This is a genomic window from Paenibacillus sp. FSL H3-0329 (assembly GCF_037963285.1).
Lineage (GTDB): Bacteria > Bacillota > Bacilli > Paenibacillales > Paenibacillaceae > Paenibacillus_AQ > Paenibacillus_AQ odorifer.
Genome location: NZ_CP150150.1, coordinates 6,581,654 through 6,598,923, shown reverse-complemented (window position 1 = coordinate 6,598,923; position 17,270 = coordinate 6,581,654). Strand labels below are relative to the sequence as shown.

Below are 17,270 nucleotides of genomic sequence, written 5' to 3'. Positions count from 1 at the left end.
CTAACTAGTGAGTTCGATGCTTATGATAAGAGTTTTGCTCCGCAAAACTTATAGGAGGAGCTGGAGCTATTATGGGTGCACAATCACAGCCACAGCCACAAATGCCAACACAACCACAAGCTAGGCCAACCGTCAGCCTGAAGGCGGTAATGTTGTCCCTAGTAGTGTTGTTAGCGAATATTGTTGTTAACGGCGCAATCTTTTTATTCTTCCGGGATTCCACATTAAATCCGCTGCTAACAGCGGTTCTGGCTGTCCTCTGGGGAGTTCTAGGTGTTTATCTGATTTACTATACGCTGACTTGGGCGGTTGAGCAGTACCCTGATCATATCCGGCGAAAGGTGCTGCCTTATATCTTTATTGGTCCGGCAGTGATTATTCTGGGCTGGTTACTGGTCCTGCCTGCACTACGAACATTATATTTGAGCTTTTTTAATGCTTCTTCAGAAAAATTTGTGGGCCTGAGCAATTATGCAGCGATCTTTAGCGATCATCTGATGGCAACGGCATTGCGTAACAATTTACTTTGGGTATTCGTCGGTACGCTGGCCTGTGTAGCATTCGGGCTCTTAATTGCTATTCTTGCCGATCGCAGCAGCTATGAGAAAATTGCCAAATCGATCATCTTTATGCCGATGGCTATTTCCTTTGTAGCGGCAGGGGTCATTTGGAAATTCGTATATTACTATCAACCGGGTGACGAACAAATCGGGCTGTTGAACGCAATCGTTACTTATTTTGGGGGAGAACCCCAAGCCTGGACGAGTATGCTTCAGCCGTGGAATAACTTTTTCCTCATTATCATTTTGATCTGGATGCAGACTGGATTTGCAATGGTGATTTTCTCGGCGGCAATCAAAGGGGTTCCTGACGACATTTTGGAAGCTGCACGAGTGGATGGAGCAAATGAGGTGAAGATTTTCTTTGGAATCATGATTCCATATATTTCATCAACCATTCTGACAGTGACAACGACCATTATCGTCTTTACGTTGAAAATATTTGACGTCGTCATGGTGATGACAGGAGGTCAATACGATACAGAGGTTGTTGCTACACAGTTCTACCGGCAATTCTTTATGTACCGTAATTTCGGCTACGGCTCCACGCTGGCTATTGTTCTACTGATCGCGGTGCTGCCTGTAATCATAATCAATCTACGTCAGTTCCGTAAGCAGGGGGGATTCTAATGGCTGGCAAAAAGAAGAGAAAAGGCAGCAAAACGATTGTAAATATCGTGCTGGGTGTGATCTGTTTTATTTGGCTGCTTCCGACTCTTGGGCTATTTATTTCCTCCTTCCGTCCGGCTGCTGACATTCTGCAGACTGGATGGTGGAAAGCTTTTCCCCATCAGGAGTGGAAGGCTGGAGAGACGATTCAGCTATCCAAGGACGTGGATCTTCGGGAGCCAATTGAGGTGAACGGTAAAACTTATACAGATGATGAGCTGAAGGCTGGCGTGAAGGCTGATGGCAGCCGGCTTATGTGGGAGAATCGTAGAGCACGTACCGTAAATGAACAGATACAAGGTTGGAAGATGACACCGGATCTCACGCTGGATAACTATAATAATGTGCTTTCCGGTAAGGAATACAAGCTGAAACAGGCTGATGGCAGTGAAACGGTGCAAAAAGGCTCCGGATTGTCACAGGCCTTCTGGAATACGCTAACGATCGCTGTTCCAGCAACGGTTATTCCGGTGTTGATCGCTTCTTTTGCTGCATATGCTTTTGCCTGGCTGCGGTTTCCTGGGCGCAAAATCCTTTTTGTCATCATTATTGCAATGCTCGTCATTCCAATACAGGTTGCGCTTATTCCAGTGCTTAAGGATTATACCGCACTTGGGCTAAACGGAAGTTATCTGGGAATTTGGCTGGCGCATACGGCTTTTGGATTACCGCTGGTTACGTACTTTATGTACAACTTTATCAGTCAATTGCCGAAGGATTTGTTCGAATCGGCTTTCATGGATGGGGCAAGTCATTTCACTATATTCAGCAGGCTAATTCTGCCTCTATCAGTGCCAGCACTGGCTTCTATCGGGATCTTCCAATTCCTATGGGTGTGGAATGACTATTTAGTCTCATTGATTTTTATCGGCAATCAACCGTCTGTGCAAGTCATGTCGATGAAAATTGCCGATTTAGTAGGCTCACGAGGCAACGATTGGCATTTACTTACTTCGGCTGCATTTATCTCCATGTTGATGCCGCTCGCTATTTTTTTCCTGCTGCAAAAGTATTTCGTCAGAGGGCTTATGGGTGGGTCGGTGAAAGGTTAATGATTTAGAACCCGAATGAAACTGTGATCAGGGGGAGCTTAGAGAGATGAAGATGAAACCATACGTACATCCGGCGGCGGTATATCCTTACCGGGAGTGGAGTCTTGATGAGGAAGCTTATAGTGAAGAGAACAATCAAAGAAGCGAGAGTATTTTTGCTCTTGGCAATGGATATATTGGCATGCGCGGTAATTTCGAAGAAGGTTACCACGGCAGCTCAGGCTCGTCTGTAACAGGCAATTATTTGAATGGTTTTTTTGATTCGGAGCCCATTGTATATCCAGAAGGAGCCTACGGATATCCATCCCGCAATCAAGCGATGCTGAACGTAACAGATGCCAAGATTATTGAACTGAGTATTGAAGGGCAGACCTTTCAGTTAAACAGTGGGCAAGTGCACCATTATGAACGAAAGCTGGATATGCGAAGCGGGGTTCTGCACCGGCAGGTAGAATGGGAATCTCCAGCTGGTCACCGGGTACAGCTTCATATCCAGCGGATGGTGACTTTGCAGCACAAACATCTGGCGGCGATAGATTATGAGGTTAAAGCGCTGAATTTCAGCGGAGTGCTTACCTTCACTTCATCCATCGACGGCAAGATCCAAAAACCTAAGGTAACGGATGATCCCAGATTGGGCTCGGGAGGCAAGGAGCCCAGTCTGCTCCTGGAGGATACCGGTCATGAACCGGGACAGTCCTTCTTATGGATGAAGCAGCGGACGCGGCATACCCAGTTTGCCTTATTAACAGGGGTAAGTCATAAGCTCGATTCAAGATCTGAGGATAAAAGGACCGTGCAGCATGAGGGGCAGAAATTATCCATGCAGTTTGTCGTCCCGGTGGAGCGTGGGGAAAGCGTCTCACTAACCAAATATATCTCTTACCATACCTCTAAAGATTATCCAGAAGACGAACTACTCAGTAGAAGTACTGAAATATTACACTTAGCAGACCATAGCGGGTTTGAAGCACTTGCCCAGGAACAGCAGGCTTATCTGGATCGATACTGGGCACATACGGATGTGGAAATTCATGGTGATCTTGCCCTTCAGCAGGGCATTCGCTTTAATGCTTTTCAACTGCTTCAATCCGTAGGCCGTGACGGGGTTACGAATATTGGGGCCAAGGGATTAACGGGTGAAGGATACGAAGGGCACTATTTCTGGGATACCGAGATGTATATGCTGCCCTTCTTTACGTTCACACAGCCGGAGATTAGCCGAAAGCTGCTCGAATTTCGTTATGCCACGTTAGACAAAGCACGGGAGCGTGCAGCGGTAATGTCGCAGAAGGGTGCCTTGTTCCCTTGGCGGACTATAGACGGGGCAGAGAACTCTGCGTATTTCCCGGCAGGCACAGCGCAAATGCATATTAATGCGGATATTGCGTATGCCATCAAGCAGTATGTACTGGCTACCGGAGATTATGATTTTTTGGTTACGAAGGGAGCGGAAATTTTATTCGAAACTTCCCGCTTTTGGTTGGACTTGGGGTACTTTAATCCGGCTAGGGGCGGTGCCTTTTGTATTGATGCAGTAACCGGTCCTGATGAATATACAGCTATCGTCAACAATAATGCATACACCAACTTTATGGTCCAGGATCAGCTTTATTATGCACACGAGATGGCAGGGATATTGTCTAAGCAGTATCCTGAGCATTTTGAACGCCTGAAGCAAAAAATCAGTCTGACTGAGCATGAGACATTAGTGTGGCTGGAAGCGGCGGACAAAATGTTTATCCCCTTTGATGAGGGACTTGGCATTTATGCTCAAGACGACACGTTTCTCTCCAAGAAAAAATGGGATTTCGAGCATACACCAGCCGATAAATATCCGCTGCTGCTCAACTACCATCCGCTGGTAATTTACCGGCATCAGGTGTTGAAACAGGCGGACTTGGTAATGGCGATGTTTCTGCTGGGTGACCAATTCAGCTTGGCGGATAAGATCCGGAATTATAATTATTATGAGCCGCTGACGACGCATGATTCTTCATTGTCACCGTGCATTCACAGTATAATATCTGCTGAGATTGGTGATTTGACGGGAGCCTATTCCTATTTTGACCGCACGGTACGGATGGACTTGGATGACATCAACCGCAACGTGAAGGATGGGCTGCACACTGCTGCTATGGCAGGCTCCTGGCTGTCGATTGTGAATGGTTTTGGCGGCATGCGCTTATGCGGCGGGATGTTATCATTTAATCCTAGTGTGCCAGCGCAGTGGGAGAGCTATCGGTTTAAAATAACAAGTGCTGGACAGCTATTGGATATTTTTGTGAGTGATACAGAAGTGATCTATACGCTGCTGGAGGGGGAAGAGCTTGAGATTATGCATAAGGGAAACCTTATACAGTTGTCTGCGCAGAAGCCGCTGAGGCTTTCGAATGTGAAGCAGCTTGAAGCTGTTATTTTCGAGCTGGACGGGATAATTACTGATACTGGAGAGTATCATTATGAGGCTTGGAAGGATCTGGCGGATGAGCTTGCACTTTCTTTTGATCGAGAGAAGCATAAGAGTCTCAAGGGCCTAAGTCGAATGGAATCTTTAGAAGTCATTCTGGAGAGTAGTGGACTGAATTTGCCGCAACCGGTAAAGGGAATGCTCTGCAACAAAAAGAACGAGAAGTACAGACAGCTTGTTCAGCAAATGACGCCTGCTGAGCTGTATCCGGGTATCCACAGCGTGTTGTCCGATTTACAGCAAAGAGGGATCGCTATCGGACTGGCCTCAGTTAATGAGAATGCGCTGCTGATTCTCGAACGCTTGCAGATCGGGCATTGGTTTCAGGCGGTGGCTGACCCTGGCAACTTGCGTAGAAGCAAGCCAGATCCAGAGATTCACTTGCAGGTTGCAGAGATGCTGGGCATATCCCCAGACTGCTGCGTGGCGATTGAGGATACCGAGGAGGGAATAGCCGCAATTAATGCTGCTGGTATGAAGTCAGTGGGAGCTGGAGTGGCGCTCGTGACCGAGACAGCGGATCTATGTCTGGCTTCCACCGCTGAGATAAGTGTTGAGAAATTGTTAGAGCTGTTTGCGTAGTTACCCTGATAAGCAGCAAACCTCCCGATCATGGGAGGTTTGCTGCTTTGTTTATTTCATTACTTTTCGAACCAGCTTCACTTTATTGCCATAAGGAGGATACACGATTCCGAGGTCGATCCGTGTTCCTCGCTTGACGATGCTTTTACGATGGGAGAAGACCTCAAAGCTATACTTCCCGTGATAACCCCCGATTCCGGAGTTTCCTACTCCACCAAACGGAAGATAAGTGCTCGCCACATGTGAGATCGTATCATTGATACAGCCTCCCCCGAATGAGACCCGGGACAGCACCTCTTGTTCTACACTCTTATCCTCCGTGAATAGGTATAGTGCCAGTGGCTTTGGGTGTTCATTAATGCTCTGAATGGCCTCATCCAATTGATGATATTCTAATATAGGTAGAATCGGACCGAAGATCTCATCTTCCATAGCAGCATCCGTCCAAGTAGCAGGATAGATTAGAGTTGGCTCAATATAACGTTCTTCTGGTACGATGGTGCCGCCCATAATCAACTTGTTTTGATCACGCGCAATGAGGTCGGCAAGTCTTTGCAGCTGGCGATCATTCACGATCCGGCCGTAATCTGTATTAGGCTGTGCATCCTGACCGTAGAACTCAGTGATGTGATGTTTGATTTTGGTGATCAATTCTTTGGCAATATCCTTGTGGACCAATAGATAATCCGGTGCGATACAGGTTTGACCCGCGTTCAGCAGCTTGCCCCAGACAATCCGTTTCGCTGCAACATCGAGATTAGCGGTCTTATCAACAATAACCGGGCTTTTCCCGCCAAGCTCCAAGGTTACAGGTACTAAATTTTTCGCTGCCGCTTCCATTACGATTTTGCCGACAGGCACACTGCCCGTAAAGAAAATATAATCAAACTTGGCGTGGATCAGCAAATTAGTGGTCTCTTTTTCCCCCTGAATTACGCGGATATACTGCGGCTCGAAGGTCTCCTGAATAAGCTGCTCAACCACGGACGAGATGGCAGGTGTGCTCTCAGATGGCTTGAGGACAGCGCAGTTACCAGCGGCAATGGCGCCGATCAGGGGCTCAATTAGCAACTGAAATGGATAATTAAACGGGCCAATAATGAGCGTTGTGCCGTAAGGCTCACTTAAAATATAACTTTTTGCAGGAAATAAGTGCAGCGGGGATCGAACCTTTTTAGGCTTCGCCCAACGCTTAAGATGTTTCATCATGTAGCCGATACTGTCCAGCGTAAAGCCGATTTCTGTGGCATAGGCTTCGAACTCACCTTTTCCTAAATCCTGTTGTAGTGCGGTGATGATTCGTCCTTCGTATTGTTTAATAATATTCTTAAGCTTGAGCAGCTGCTGGAGACGAAAAGAAACCTCCTTAGTTACGCCGCTATTAAAAAAATCCTTATGCTCTTCAAGCATTCCTTGAATGCTGTCAGCAGTATAGGTTGTCATTAATCTTTCCTCCATCCTTGTAAGAAGTTAGAGCACGAGACTCTATGGGAGTCGGTAAAAGGCGAACGGCTCGCCATAACGGAAGGAATCGCTGGCTTCCTCCAGCTTGGCCGAAGTTTCTTCATTAAGTACAAGCGAGGTACTAAGCAAATTTTGTTCCAGCTGTTCCACACGTGTAGCCCCGACAATAACCGTCGAGACGGCAGGCCGATTCATAAGCCAAGCTAAGGAGAGCGCAGTAGATGAGGTTTCCATTTTCTCAGCAATTTGGCTCACTTGGCTTCCGAGCTTGATCCGGTCATCATCAAGGAATCTTTTGAAATTAGGATCGGTATCTGCTCTGGACCCTGATGGGGCTGAATCGCTTGTATTATATTTGCCTGTGAGAATTCCGCCAGCTAGTGGAAAGTAAGGAATGATCCCTACCCCTTGATCCAGGCAGAGCGAAAGAAGCTCATTCTCCGGTGTCCGGTCTGCTAAGGAGTAGCTGCACTGAATTGAAATGTACTTGGTGAAGTTGCGTGCTTCACTAATCCCAATCGCCTTCATTAATTGCCATGCTGTATAGTTGGAGGCCCCGATATAACGGATTTTGCCCGAGGATACCATATCGTCCAAGGTTCGTAAGGTTTCTTCAAGCGGCGTGTAGGGATCAAAGGTATGAATCTGGTACAGATCGATATAGTCCGTCTTTAGGCGGCGAAGGCTATCTTCAAGCTCCTGCAGCAAATGGCGACGGGAGGAGCCGCTGCCGTTGGGACCCTCATTTTTAACTAAACCTGCTTTAGTTGCGAGAACAGCCTCCTGTCTCCTACCTTCCAAGGCCAGACCAATGATTCGCTCGGATTCTGAGCCAGCGTAAATATTAGCAGTGTCTATGAAATTAATTCCATGATCAAGCGCAGCATGTACAATCTGAATGGAGGTCTCTTGATCCGCACGTTTGCCGAAAGCGTTCGTTCCCAGTCCTAATGCGGATACCTGTAATCCGCTATTTCCTAGTCTTTTAAAGTTCATCCTCAGCACTCCTTATCATCTATTCATTAATCCATTTATTTTTGAGTGAAAAGATCCAGCGCTGTCTCAATGAAGAGCTTTACAGCAATTGAAGTGTCGGCAAGCGAGCTGACCGCAATTTGGATATCTCTATAAGCATCCGGCTGCAGCTCACGGGTAACCACATTTGGAGGCAGAGATAACAAGGACAGTTCAGACATCACGCCGATTGCCAGCCCCTCCTGAACCATATTAAGAGCTGTTGCAAAGTTATTAACCACATATTTTACATTCAGATGGCTATTACTTCTGCGGAATAGCTCTACAACAGGCGGTTCATATCCTGCTTTGCAAATCAACATGGGCTCGTTCGCTAATTCCTGCACACATACAATGGATCGCTTTTGCAGGGGATGGTCATCTCTAAAAACGGCAAACAATTTCTCTCTATATAATGGAATGGTTTCGAATTCTGCACTGGGAGCGAGCAATAAGCCAACATCAATTTCTTTTGAATCCAGCCATTCTCTGACTTCAGCGATAGAGCCCTCCTGTAGGCTAATCGTAATGTTTGGATATCTTCTAGTGATAGAGCTAATAATCTTCGGTAGAAAATGAGCAGATGCCACAGGAAAAGCCCCAATGCGGATACTCCCTTTTTCAAGACCTCTCTCTGCATAAATCTCCTGATTGACCTTATCAAAGCCCATTAGAATTTCACGGAAAATAACAAGAATACGTTTGCCGATATCCGTAAGCATCAGGCCATTACGCCGGTCTCGAAGCAAGAGCTTCACGTCTAATTCGGCTTCGAGGGACGAGATCGCCCGGCTGACCGCAGGCTGGGTCATATTCAGTTCTACACCAGCTTTAGTAAAGCTGCCGCTTTCGGCGATTTTGACGAATAAACGAATTTGAGTATTGTTCATAACAAATATGATATGCCCCTTATGATTATTATTCATTTCATTTATGCTCTTGTTTATTGTATCATTTGTGATGAATCTACACCAAGGAAGTGAACAAATGAATCAGCAGAAGAAAAGTATGATCCTTCTTATTTTTTTGGTGATTGTATGGGGCATTAATTGGCCTATATCCAAAATCGCCTTAGACTACGCTCCACCTCTATTATTTGCAGGTATTCGAACCGTCGTAGGCGGTATTATTCTGATTCTAATTGCACTGCCCAAGGTGAAGGAGCTTCGCTTCAAGCAGCTCTGGCCGATCTATCTGATCTCGGCGGTCCTTAGTATTGTGTTTTATTATGGATTTCAGACGATTGGCTTGCAGTATGTTCCGGCGGGATTGTTCTCATCGATTGTATTTTTGCAGCCTGTATTGCTAGGGATTTTTTCTTGGCTGTGGTTAGGTGAGAGCATGTACGGGCTTAAAATGGCTGGTTTGCTGCTTGGTTTTCTCGGGGTAGCCTCTCTTAGTATCGGTGGAATTAATGGGAGTATCTCCATATGGGGAATTGTGCTGGCTCTAGCCAGTGCCTTAAGCTGGGCATTAGGAACAATATATATGAAACGGAATGCTGTACGTGTGGATATGCTGTGGATGACGGCTATGCAAATCACGATTGGTGGCATCATTCTGCTACTTTCGGGATCAGCTACGGAGAAATGGTCGGATATCACCTGGAGTGGAACCTTTATTGTGGATACCTTGTTTATCGCAATTTTTGTCATTGCTCTGGGCTGGCTAATCTATTTCAAGCTGATTAACGAAGGAGAAGCAGGAAAAGTAGGTTCATTCACCTTCTTAATCCCCCTGATCTCGATAGCTACCAGCGTAGTTTTTTTGAAAGAACAGATTACCATAAACCTTGTGATTGGATTATTACTGATTGTTAGCAGTATTGTTCTGGTAAATGTGAAGATAGGGCGTGCCGCCAAACAATCAGTCTAGTTAAATTTGTTGGATGGTTGTAGTAACCAATCGAGCAAAAGGGCATTATGTCTAATAGGGATTGAACATAAAAAAAAGGACACTCCCAAGCTTAGAGCTTCTGGGAGAGTCCTTTTTTAATTAAGCGTATAGCGCGTGTGATTTCAGCTGTTGAAGGCCGAGCTGCAACTACGTAAGTAGCAGAACTAGCACGTTCCACTTCTTCGAGTACCCGGTTTAAGTGACTGAAGAGCGCACCTAGATCACGAACGGAAGTCAGTGAGCACCGTCCTTGCAGTTCAGAGAAGCTGGCCGCCTGCAAGTCGCGGGCACGATGCAGACAATCTGTAAGTGAACGTTGGCATTCAACCTTGGATAAGGTCTTCGTACCATAAACAGCTATACAATCGGCTGTTGCCTCCAGCACTTCCAGCATCCAGTCAGAATTGGCATGATGTGCTGGCAGCAAGCAAATATCGTCGGAAATTTCTTTAACATAGGAATGAATGGTCTTTAGATGTGCTGTGGCTTGTATAAGTCCCTTTAGATCACCACGACACTGATAATGAGCAATGGTGTAGAACATTTCCTTCTGTTGTTGATTGCTGGCAGACAGCAGTTTACCTGCTTGCTCCAGCATATTATTATCCTTTGAAGAGTCTCGTCTTATGCCTACGAGGCCTTTTAATGCTTCCGAAAGTAGAAGGCTTCCATCGAGTGCCAATGCTTTTACCTTGACGAACCTGTTTGGTGGAACGATAATCATATTGATGATCAAGGCAATGAGCACACCAATAAAGGTTTCGGCGACTCTCCAAAGCACGTAATCATTGTGATAAAAGGTAAGGGCCAGAACCGAGGTCACCCCGACCTGCGAAACCGCTTGGATATTCATCCGACAGGCAGTGGCAATCCCAATCCCGATGAGCAGAATTAGCAGAATGGAAAATGCACCTACATCGAAGAATTGGCCTACAATCAGGCTGACGATTCCGCCGATAATAATGCCGATCAGGCGGTAGATTCCTTTTTCAAGTGAAGCCTTCACACTGGCTTGAGTAATAAGAATGGCTGCAAGCGGTGCAAAGTATAAATATTGGTCACCATATAAACTGTGTACGGCTACCCAGGATAGTGATGCGGCAAGCGTAATTCGTATCATGTAAAGTGAGAATCCATATTTTTCAAGGCGGTCTAGTAACCCCTCGTTCATTATCATTCATCTTCTTTCGCAAAAATAAGAAAACCACACTGGCTTTTCAGTTCGTTTTCATTATAGCACCTCAAAAAGGGCATGGAAGACTGGACTTTTTACAAACTTGTTAAGTTTATGCTTAGCATTTAACAATGTAAGCTATCGCATATAATGGTACAATCTAATATGCTATATCTATTGGAGCGTCGAAGGAGAGGGGAAATTGTCGCTTATTAGCGCTGAGCATACCCATTTCGATTGTTCTCCGCAAGATGCGGGTAAAATAGTATTGTATTACTAAGGTAAGGGAGGTTGTTAGCTATAGCTATTCAGGAAGGTACCATCATTTCATTTGAAGAAGTTACTAAGCAATATGACGACGAAGATCCGGTGTTAAAAGGAGTCAGCTTTGAGATAGAGCGCGGCAAATTCTATACACTACTTGGTCCATCTGGCTGTGGTAAAACAACTATTCTTCGATTGATCGCCGGGTTCGCTGAGCCAACGAGCGGTTCTATCTATTTAAATGGAAAAGTAATTAACCACATTCCCGCCAATGAGCGGCAGGTCAATACGGTATTTCAGGATTACGCATTGTTTCCGCACCTGAACGTATTCGAGAATGTGGCTTTCGGACTGCGCATTAAGAAGCTTAAGAAGGACGTAATCACGAAGAAGGTACAGGAAGCGCTAAGCTTCGTTAACCTTGTGGGTTATGAGCAGCGTGCGATTAACGAAATGTCCGGCGGTCAGCGCCAGCGGGTCGCCATTGCCCGGGCGATTGTGAATGAGCCACAGGTTCTATTGCTGGACGAGCCTCTATCGGCGCTAGACCTCAAGCTGCGCACGGAGATGCAGTACATACTGCGGGAAATGCAGCAGCGGCTAGGGATTACCTTTATTTTTGTAACCCATGACCAGGAAGAGGCACTCGCGATGTCCGACTGGATTTTTGTCATGAATAAAGGAAAAATCGAGCAAAGCGGCACTCCTAATGATATTTACGATGAGCCGATTAACCGTTTTGTGGCGGATTTTATTGGCGAATCGAACATTGTGCCGGGAGTTATGATCGAGGATTATCTGGTGGAGTTTAACGGCCGCCGCTTCGAATGTTTCGATGCCGGGCTGAAACCGAATGAATCCGTAGAGATTGTTATTCGTCCTGAGGATTTGGAAATTTCTACGCTGGAACAGGGTAAACTACGTGTGCGGGTTGATTCCCAGCTGTTCCGGGGCGTGCATTATGAAATCAGCTGTTATGATGAATCCGGGCATGAATGGCTTGTGCATTCTACACGTAAGGCGACTGTAGGCAGTGAAATTGGCCTTTATTTTGATCCGGAAGCGATCCATGTTATGCGTTTCGGTGAAACGGAGGAAGAATTCGACAGACGTCTGGAAGCTTATGGCGAGGTGGAGAGTCATGAAGAATAAGGGCAAATCGTACTATCTCATCCCTTATTACCTCTGGATCGCATTGTTTGTAATTGCACCGGTAGTGCTTGTCATCTACTATTCGTTATTTGATTTGGATGGCCATATTACTCTGGATAATTACGTCAGTTTCTTCACCCCTGTATATTTGAAAATGACGCTGACCTCGTTCTGGTACGCGTTTCTGATTACAGCATTCTCTTTGCTGGTTGCTTATCCGGCGGCTTATCTACTGACAAGAACCAAACATAAGCAGCTGTGGTTATTGCTGATTATTTTGCCGACATGGATTAATTTGCTGCTAAAAACCTACGCTTTTATAGGGATATTCGGTACATTTGGTCCGATCAATAATTTCTTTGATCTGCTTGGAATCGGAGAACAGCAAATTTTGTTTACGGGCTTCAGCTTTGTATTTGTATCTGTCTATATTTTTATCCCGTTTATGATCCTGCCGATATACAGCGCTTTGGAGGATTTGAATTTATCCTTGCTGGATGCGGCACGTGATTTGGGGGCTTCGGGCTGGACCACGTTCAGACGTGTTATTTTTCCGCTGACCATTTCGGGAGTACGCTCAGGCTGTATGGCAGTATTCATACCGGCGCTGTCCCTATTTATGATTACCCGTCTGATTGCAGGCAACAGGGTCATTACGCTGGGCACCGCAATTGAGCAGCATTTCCTGGTCACTCAGGACTGGGGCATGGGTTCTACAGTTGCAGTGTTTCTGATTGCCATCATGGCGCTGTTTATGATTATCACAGGCGGATCGCGGAAAGGGGCGCGGAATGAGAAATAAAAATGGATTCTCTAACCTCTACCTAGTTCTGGTGTTCATTGTTCTGTATGCACCTATCTTCTATTTAATGTACTATTCGTTCAACAGTGGGGGGACGATGCATAAGTTCGAGGGCTTTACGCTGGATTACTACCGTGAGGTAGTCCAAGATAAGCGCCTGATCATCATCGTAATCAATACGCTTGTGATCGCGCTGCTATCCTCGGCTATTGCGACCCTTATCGCTATTATTGGTGCGCTGGCCATTAAAAGTGTGCAGAATCGCCGCGCTAAGAACACCTTGCTGTCTCTGAATAACGTGCTGATCGTCAGTCCGGATGTCATTATTGGTGCTTCGTTCCTTATCCTGTTCACCATTGCTGGCATCAAGCTGGGCTTCGCGTCTGTTCTGCTCTCACACGTTGCATTCAGCGTACCGATTGCCGTATTGATGATTTTGCCGCATCTACAGGAAATGAGCCCTACATTGACGGATGCAGCCCGTGATCTTGGGGCAAGCCGTAAGGATGTGCTGACTAAAGTTATTTTGCCGATTATTAAACCAGGGATATTCAGCGGATTTTTTATGGCGCTTACGTATTCACTGGATGACTTTGCAGTTACATTCTTCGTAACAGGCAACGGTTATTCGACGTTATCGGTTGAGATATACTCTAGAGCTCGACAAGGGGTATCGCTATCGATTAATGCGCTGTCGACACTGATCTTCCTGTTCACCATTCTGCTTGTGGTTGGTTATTACTTCCTGACCCTTAAGAAAAATCGTCATAACACAGCAGAAGCTGTGGCGGAGCCTGTTGCAGAAGCGGGGGTGCCTAGATGAAACAGCTGATAAATGCTTTTCTGGCGATCCTTATCACGGCATTTGCGCTTATATACTTGGGCTCTTGGATGAATTCGAGAGAGGGATATTCGGGTGGAAACACACTGACTATCTATAACTGGGGCGACTATGTTGATCCGGATCTATTGAAGGAATTTGAAAAAGAGACCGGCTTAACAGTCATTTATCAAACCTTCGATTCCAATGAAGCTATGTTGACCAAGGTTGAGCAGGGTGGAACTACCTTTGATGTTGTAATCCCTTCGGATTATGCCATTGCTAAGATGAAAGAAGAAGATCTGCTCATCCCGCTGGATCATAGCAAGATTTCAAATCTAAAGAATATTGATTCACGGTTTATGGACCTTTCGTTTGATCCAGACAACAAATATTCCGTGCCTTATTTCTGGGGGACCGTCGGGATTATTTTCAATCCGGAAATGACCAAGGGCATGGACTTCACCAGCTGGGATTCTCTCTGGGACAGCAGACTGCATAATAGCATCTTCCTGGTGGACGGAGCCCGTGAAGTGATGGGCATGGCTTTGAACAGCCTGCATTATTCTGTTAATGACAAGGATGAGGCGCATCTGCAAGAAGCACTGACCAAGCTCAACAAGTTGTCTCCTAACGTGAAGGCGATTGTCGGTGATGAGATCAAGATGCTGCTGGCAAATGAAGAAGCTGCGGTTGGGATTGTCTGGTCCGGCGATGCTTCCGAGATCATGGACGAGAATGATAAGCTGGATTATGTAGTACCGGAAGAAGGTTCGAATAAGTGGTTTGATAACATGGTTATCCCTCGGACAGCGAAAAACGTGGATGGAGCGCATCAGTTCATCAACTTCATGCTCCGCCCAGACGTTGCTGCTAAGAATGCAGAATATGTAGGTTATTCCACGCCTAACATTCCTGCGCTGGAGCTGCTTCCTGAGGAAACTTCTGAGGATACCCGTTTCTATCCACCTGCTGAAATTACGGACCGGCTTGAAGTATACGACAACCTTGGCAAACGGATGCTTGCTCATTATAATGAGCTGTTCCTAATGTTTAAGATGAATAAGAAGTAAGCTGACTAAAGCTAGAGCTAAAGCGAAACGACATTAAGAGCGTCTACATACGGGTAACCGTGTTAGACGCTCTTTTTCGGTTTGATCATCGTGTAGTCTCAAGACAACAGACAGTTTAGCCGAAAGTATAATATAGTATAATAGTAAGAATGGACAACAGGAAAAGAGGAAACGAATGCCTACTATACTGGTTGCTGACGACGATGCGAACATTCGCGAACTTGTCTGTTTATTTCTCCGCAACGACGGATTCGAAACAGTTGAAGCTGTGGATGGCAAGGAAGCGCTCGCCGTATATGCTGGAACACATGTCGATCTTGTCGTGCTGGATATTATGATGCCAAATATGGATGGTTGGATGCTTTGTAAGGAGCTCCGCAGAGCTAATCCTGATCTTCCATTACTTATATTGACTGCCAGAGGCGAAACCTGGGAGAAAGTGAAGGGTTTCGAATTAGGCACGGACGATTATTTAACTAAACCCTTCGATCCTTTGGAGCTGACGGTTCGTGTTAGGTCATTGCTGAAACGATATCGGATTGGCTCCACGCAGATGATCCAAATTGGCAATGTAATGCTTGATCGGCAGACCTATAAGGTGATGAGAGGCACGGATTCATTTGCCTTACCCCTCAAGGAGTTCGAATTGCTGTACAAGCTTGCTGGGACACCCGGACAAGTCTATACGCGCGAGCAGTTGATCGATCAAATTTGGGGAATTGATTATGCTGGAGATGATCGGACGATTGACGTGCATATTAAACGCCTGCGTGAACGGTTTGCGACTACCCCTGATTTTCGTATTGAGACGGTGCGTGGACTTGGCTACAGGCTTGAGGTGTACGAATGATTAGATCCATATATACACGCGTTGTACTGACCTTCCTAGCCTCCGTAATCGGGGGCACAATCATTGCTTTGTTTGTGGCAACTTGGGTATTCGAAGATAAACTGAACGAGAACACGCGAATTCCCTTATTGCATTTTGGACAGGATATTGTCAGGGTTTACGAGACCTTCCCATTTCGTGGAGCCAACTCTTTCGTAAGTGGAATGAAGCAGCTTGATTCCTACCACATCCGAATTTTCGATGAAGCGGGTAAATTCCAATCTTACGGAACGCTTAATGGGCACAAGCCGGTCCCTGTAACTATGGAAGAAATAAAAAAAGTTCTCGCAGGAGAAGTATATCAACCTCATAACAGGAATATTTCTGCGCTTCTCCTAGGCTTACAGCTGAGAACGGAAGACGGCACCAAAGCGATGTTTGTGGAGACGCTTAATCCCCCTTCCGTCACTGCCAGAAGGAACTTGGTATTAAATTTCTTGCTCTATTCATTGATAGCTGGAAGCCTCTTGATTCTGGTAGCTGCAATGTTCTTAGTCAGACCGATCAAGAAGCTAACCAAAGCGACCAGACGGATAGCAGCTGGTGATTTTAACGTCGAGCTGAATATTAAACAAACCGGTGAGCTAGGTACCTTGGCTCGCAGCTTTGAAGAAATGATGCACGATCTGCAGCAGCTTGAGCAGATGCGTAAGGAGTTTGTATCCAATGTGTCGCATGAGGTCCAGTCTCCGCTCACCTCAATATCTGGGTATGCGATTGCGCTCAAGCGAGTAGATCTTGCAGAACAAGAGCGAAATCGTTATCTGGATATTATTATCGCTGAAGCAGAGCGGATGTCTAAAATGAGTGACAGCCTGCTGAAGCTGAGTTTATTAGAATCGCAGTCCCAGCAGCTACGGCTAACTACATTCAATCTGGACGAACAGATAAGAAGAGTAATCGTAGCAATTCAGCCGCAATGGTCAGCTCGTAACATCAGCTTCGACCTTGATCTGAAGCCTATTATCCTACTGGCTGATTATGACCTGTTAAGTCAGGTATGGACCAATCTCCTTGGCAACAGCATCAAGTTTTCTAAGGATAACAGTGTAATTAACGTCAGCCTCAAACAAGATATCAACAACGTGACCGTTCGGATAACAGACACTGGCATCGGGATTTCACTTGAGGATCAGCAACGTATATTTGAACGGTTCTTTAAGGCTGATCGATCCCACAGTCGTAAATATGGTGGCAGCGGGATGGGACTTGCCATTGTTAAACAGATCGTAACGCTTCATAAAGGGGATATCCGCGTGGAAAGCGAACCCGGTCAAGGAACGACCATCGTTGTCACCCTGCCAATTATAGCGCCGACAGAGTAATTAGCTTCCAGGCGGTGCCTTGCGAGGGCTTGGATGCATCCCGTATTTTTCATTGCTACAGCAG

14 protein-coding genes are annotated in these 17,270 nt (G+C 46.0%); 10 read left to right on the top strand and 4 right to left on the bottom strand.

The features are described from left to right. Positions 1-101 precede the first annotated feature (101 nt). Genes NSQ66_RS29115 through pgmB form a run of 3 tightly spaced genes read left to right on the top strand, consistent with a single transcriptional unit; the run spans position 102 to position 5,333 of the window. On the top strand, positions 102-1,190 hold the full coding sequence (locus tag NSQ66_RS29115) for a sugar ABC transporter permease (RefSeq protein ID WP_036682450.1): 1,089 nt from the start codon (positions 102-104) through the stop codon (positions 1,188-1,190). After that, positions 1,190-2,281 (top strand): carbohydrate ABC transporter permease, encoded by a 1,092-nt coding sequence (locus NSQ66_RS29110; protein WP_038573741.1) that lies wholly within the window; start codon positions 1,190-1,192, stop codon positions 2,279-2,281. Before NSQ66_RS29115 ends, NSQ66_RS29110 begins: the two co-directional genes overlap by 1 nt. Before the next feature lie 46 nt (positions 2,282-2,327). Then, entirely contained in the window at positions 2,328-5,333 is a 3,006-nt protein-coding gene (gene pgmB / locus NSQ66_RS29105; protein ID WP_081388017.1) for a beta-phosphoglucomutase, read from the top strand. Between the two features lie 51 nt (positions 5,334-5,384). Here pgmB and NSQ66_RS29100 read toward each other — a convergent pair whose 3' ends face one another. From NSQ66_RS29100 to NSQ66_RS29090, 3 genes are read right to left on the bottom strand one after another with little or no spacing between them, the layout of a single operon-like run. Next, positions 5,385-6,776: an aldehyde dehydrogenase gene (locus NSQ66_RS29100; RefSeq protein ID WP_038573737.1), complete on the bottom strand. Its 1,392-nt coding sequence runs from the start codon at positions 6,774-6,776 to the stop codon at positions 5,385-5,387. 42 nt (positions 6,777-6,818) lie between these two features. Further along, a complete protein-coding gene (locus NSQ66_RS29095) occupies positions 6,819-7,793 on the bottom strand; it encodes an aldo/keto reductase (protein ID WP_036682100.1) in 975 nt (324 codons plus the stop codon). A gap of 35 nt (positions 7,794-7,828) precedes the next feature. After that, complete coding sequence (locus NSQ66_RS29090) at positions 7,829-8,701, bottom strand: LysR family transcriptional regulator (protein ID WP_036682448.1); 873 nt, start codon at positions 8,699-8,701, stop codon at positions 7,829-7,831. Between the two features lie 97 nt (positions 8,702-8,798). On the opposite strand from NSQ66_RS29090, the gene NSQ66_RS29085 reads away from it, so the two are divergent. Further along, on the top strand, positions 8,799-9,686 hold the full coding sequence (locus NSQ66_RS29085) for a DMT family transporter (protein ID WP_076140666.1): 888 nt from the start codon (positions 8,799-8,801) through the stop codon (positions 9,684-9,686). 91 nt (positions 9,687-9,777) lie between these two features. Here the strand turns inward: NSQ66_RS29085 and NSQ66_RS29080 are convergent, their stop codons facing one another. Further along, on the bottom strand, positions 9,778-10,878 hold the full coding sequence (locus NSQ66_RS29080; RefSeq protein WP_076140668.1) for an FUSC family protein: 1,101 nt from the start codon (positions 10,876-10,878) through the stop codon (positions 9,778-9,780). Positions 10,879-11,187: 309 nt separating this feature from the next. On the opposite strand from NSQ66_RS29080, the gene NSQ66_RS29075 reads away from it, so the two are divergent. The 6 genes from NSQ66_RS29075 (at position 11,188) to NSQ66_RS29050 (ending at position 17,206) form a co-directional block, all read left to right on the top strand. Further along, the gene (locus NSQ66_RS29075) at positions 11,188-12,297 is read left to right on the top strand and encodes an ABC transporter ATP-binding protein (protein WP_036682445.1); all 1,110 of its coding nucleotides are present in this window, start codon (positions 11,188-11,190) and stop codon (positions 12,295-12,297) included. After that, positions 12,287-13,099 carry an ABC transporter permease gene (locus NSQ66_RS29070; protein ID WP_036682096.1) on the top strand — a complete coding sequence of 271 codons (813 nt, stop codon included), beginning with the start codon at positions 12,287-12,289 and terminating at the stop codon, positions 13,097-13,099. Before NSQ66_RS29075 ends, NSQ66_RS29070 begins: the two co-directional genes overlap by 11 nt. Next, complete coding sequence (locus NSQ66_RS29065) at positions 13,089-13,922, top strand: ABC transporter permease (RefSeq protein WP_036682094.1); 834 nt, start codon at positions 13,089-13,091, stop codon at positions 13,920-13,922. The genes NSQ66_RS29070 and NSQ66_RS29065 overlap by 11 nt, the downstream gene beginning before the upstream one ends. Continuing rightward, entirely contained in the window at positions 13,919-14,992 is a 1,074-nt protein-coding gene (locus NSQ66_RS29060; RefSeq protein WP_076105064.1) for an ABC transporter substrate-binding protein, read from the top strand. Before NSQ66_RS29065 ends, NSQ66_RS29060 begins: the two co-directional genes overlap by 4 nt. A 175-nt stretch (positions 14,993-15,167) precedes the next feature. Beyond that, positions 15,168-15,842: a response regulator transcription factor gene (locus tag NSQ66_RS29055; RefSeq protein ID WP_076140670.1), complete on the top strand. Its 675-nt coding sequence runs from the start codon at positions 15,168-15,170 to the stop codon at positions 15,840-15,842. Further along, the gene (locus tag NSQ66_RS29050) at positions 15,839-17,206 is read left to right on the top strand and encodes a HAMP domain-containing sensor histidine kinase (protein WP_036682088.1); all 1,368 of its coding nucleotides are present in this window, start codon (positions 15,839-15,841) and stop codon (positions 17,204-17,206) included. The genes NSQ66_RS29055 and NSQ66_RS29050 overlap by 4 nt, the downstream gene beginning before the upstream one ends. Positions 17,207-17,270 lie beyond the last annotated feature (64 nt).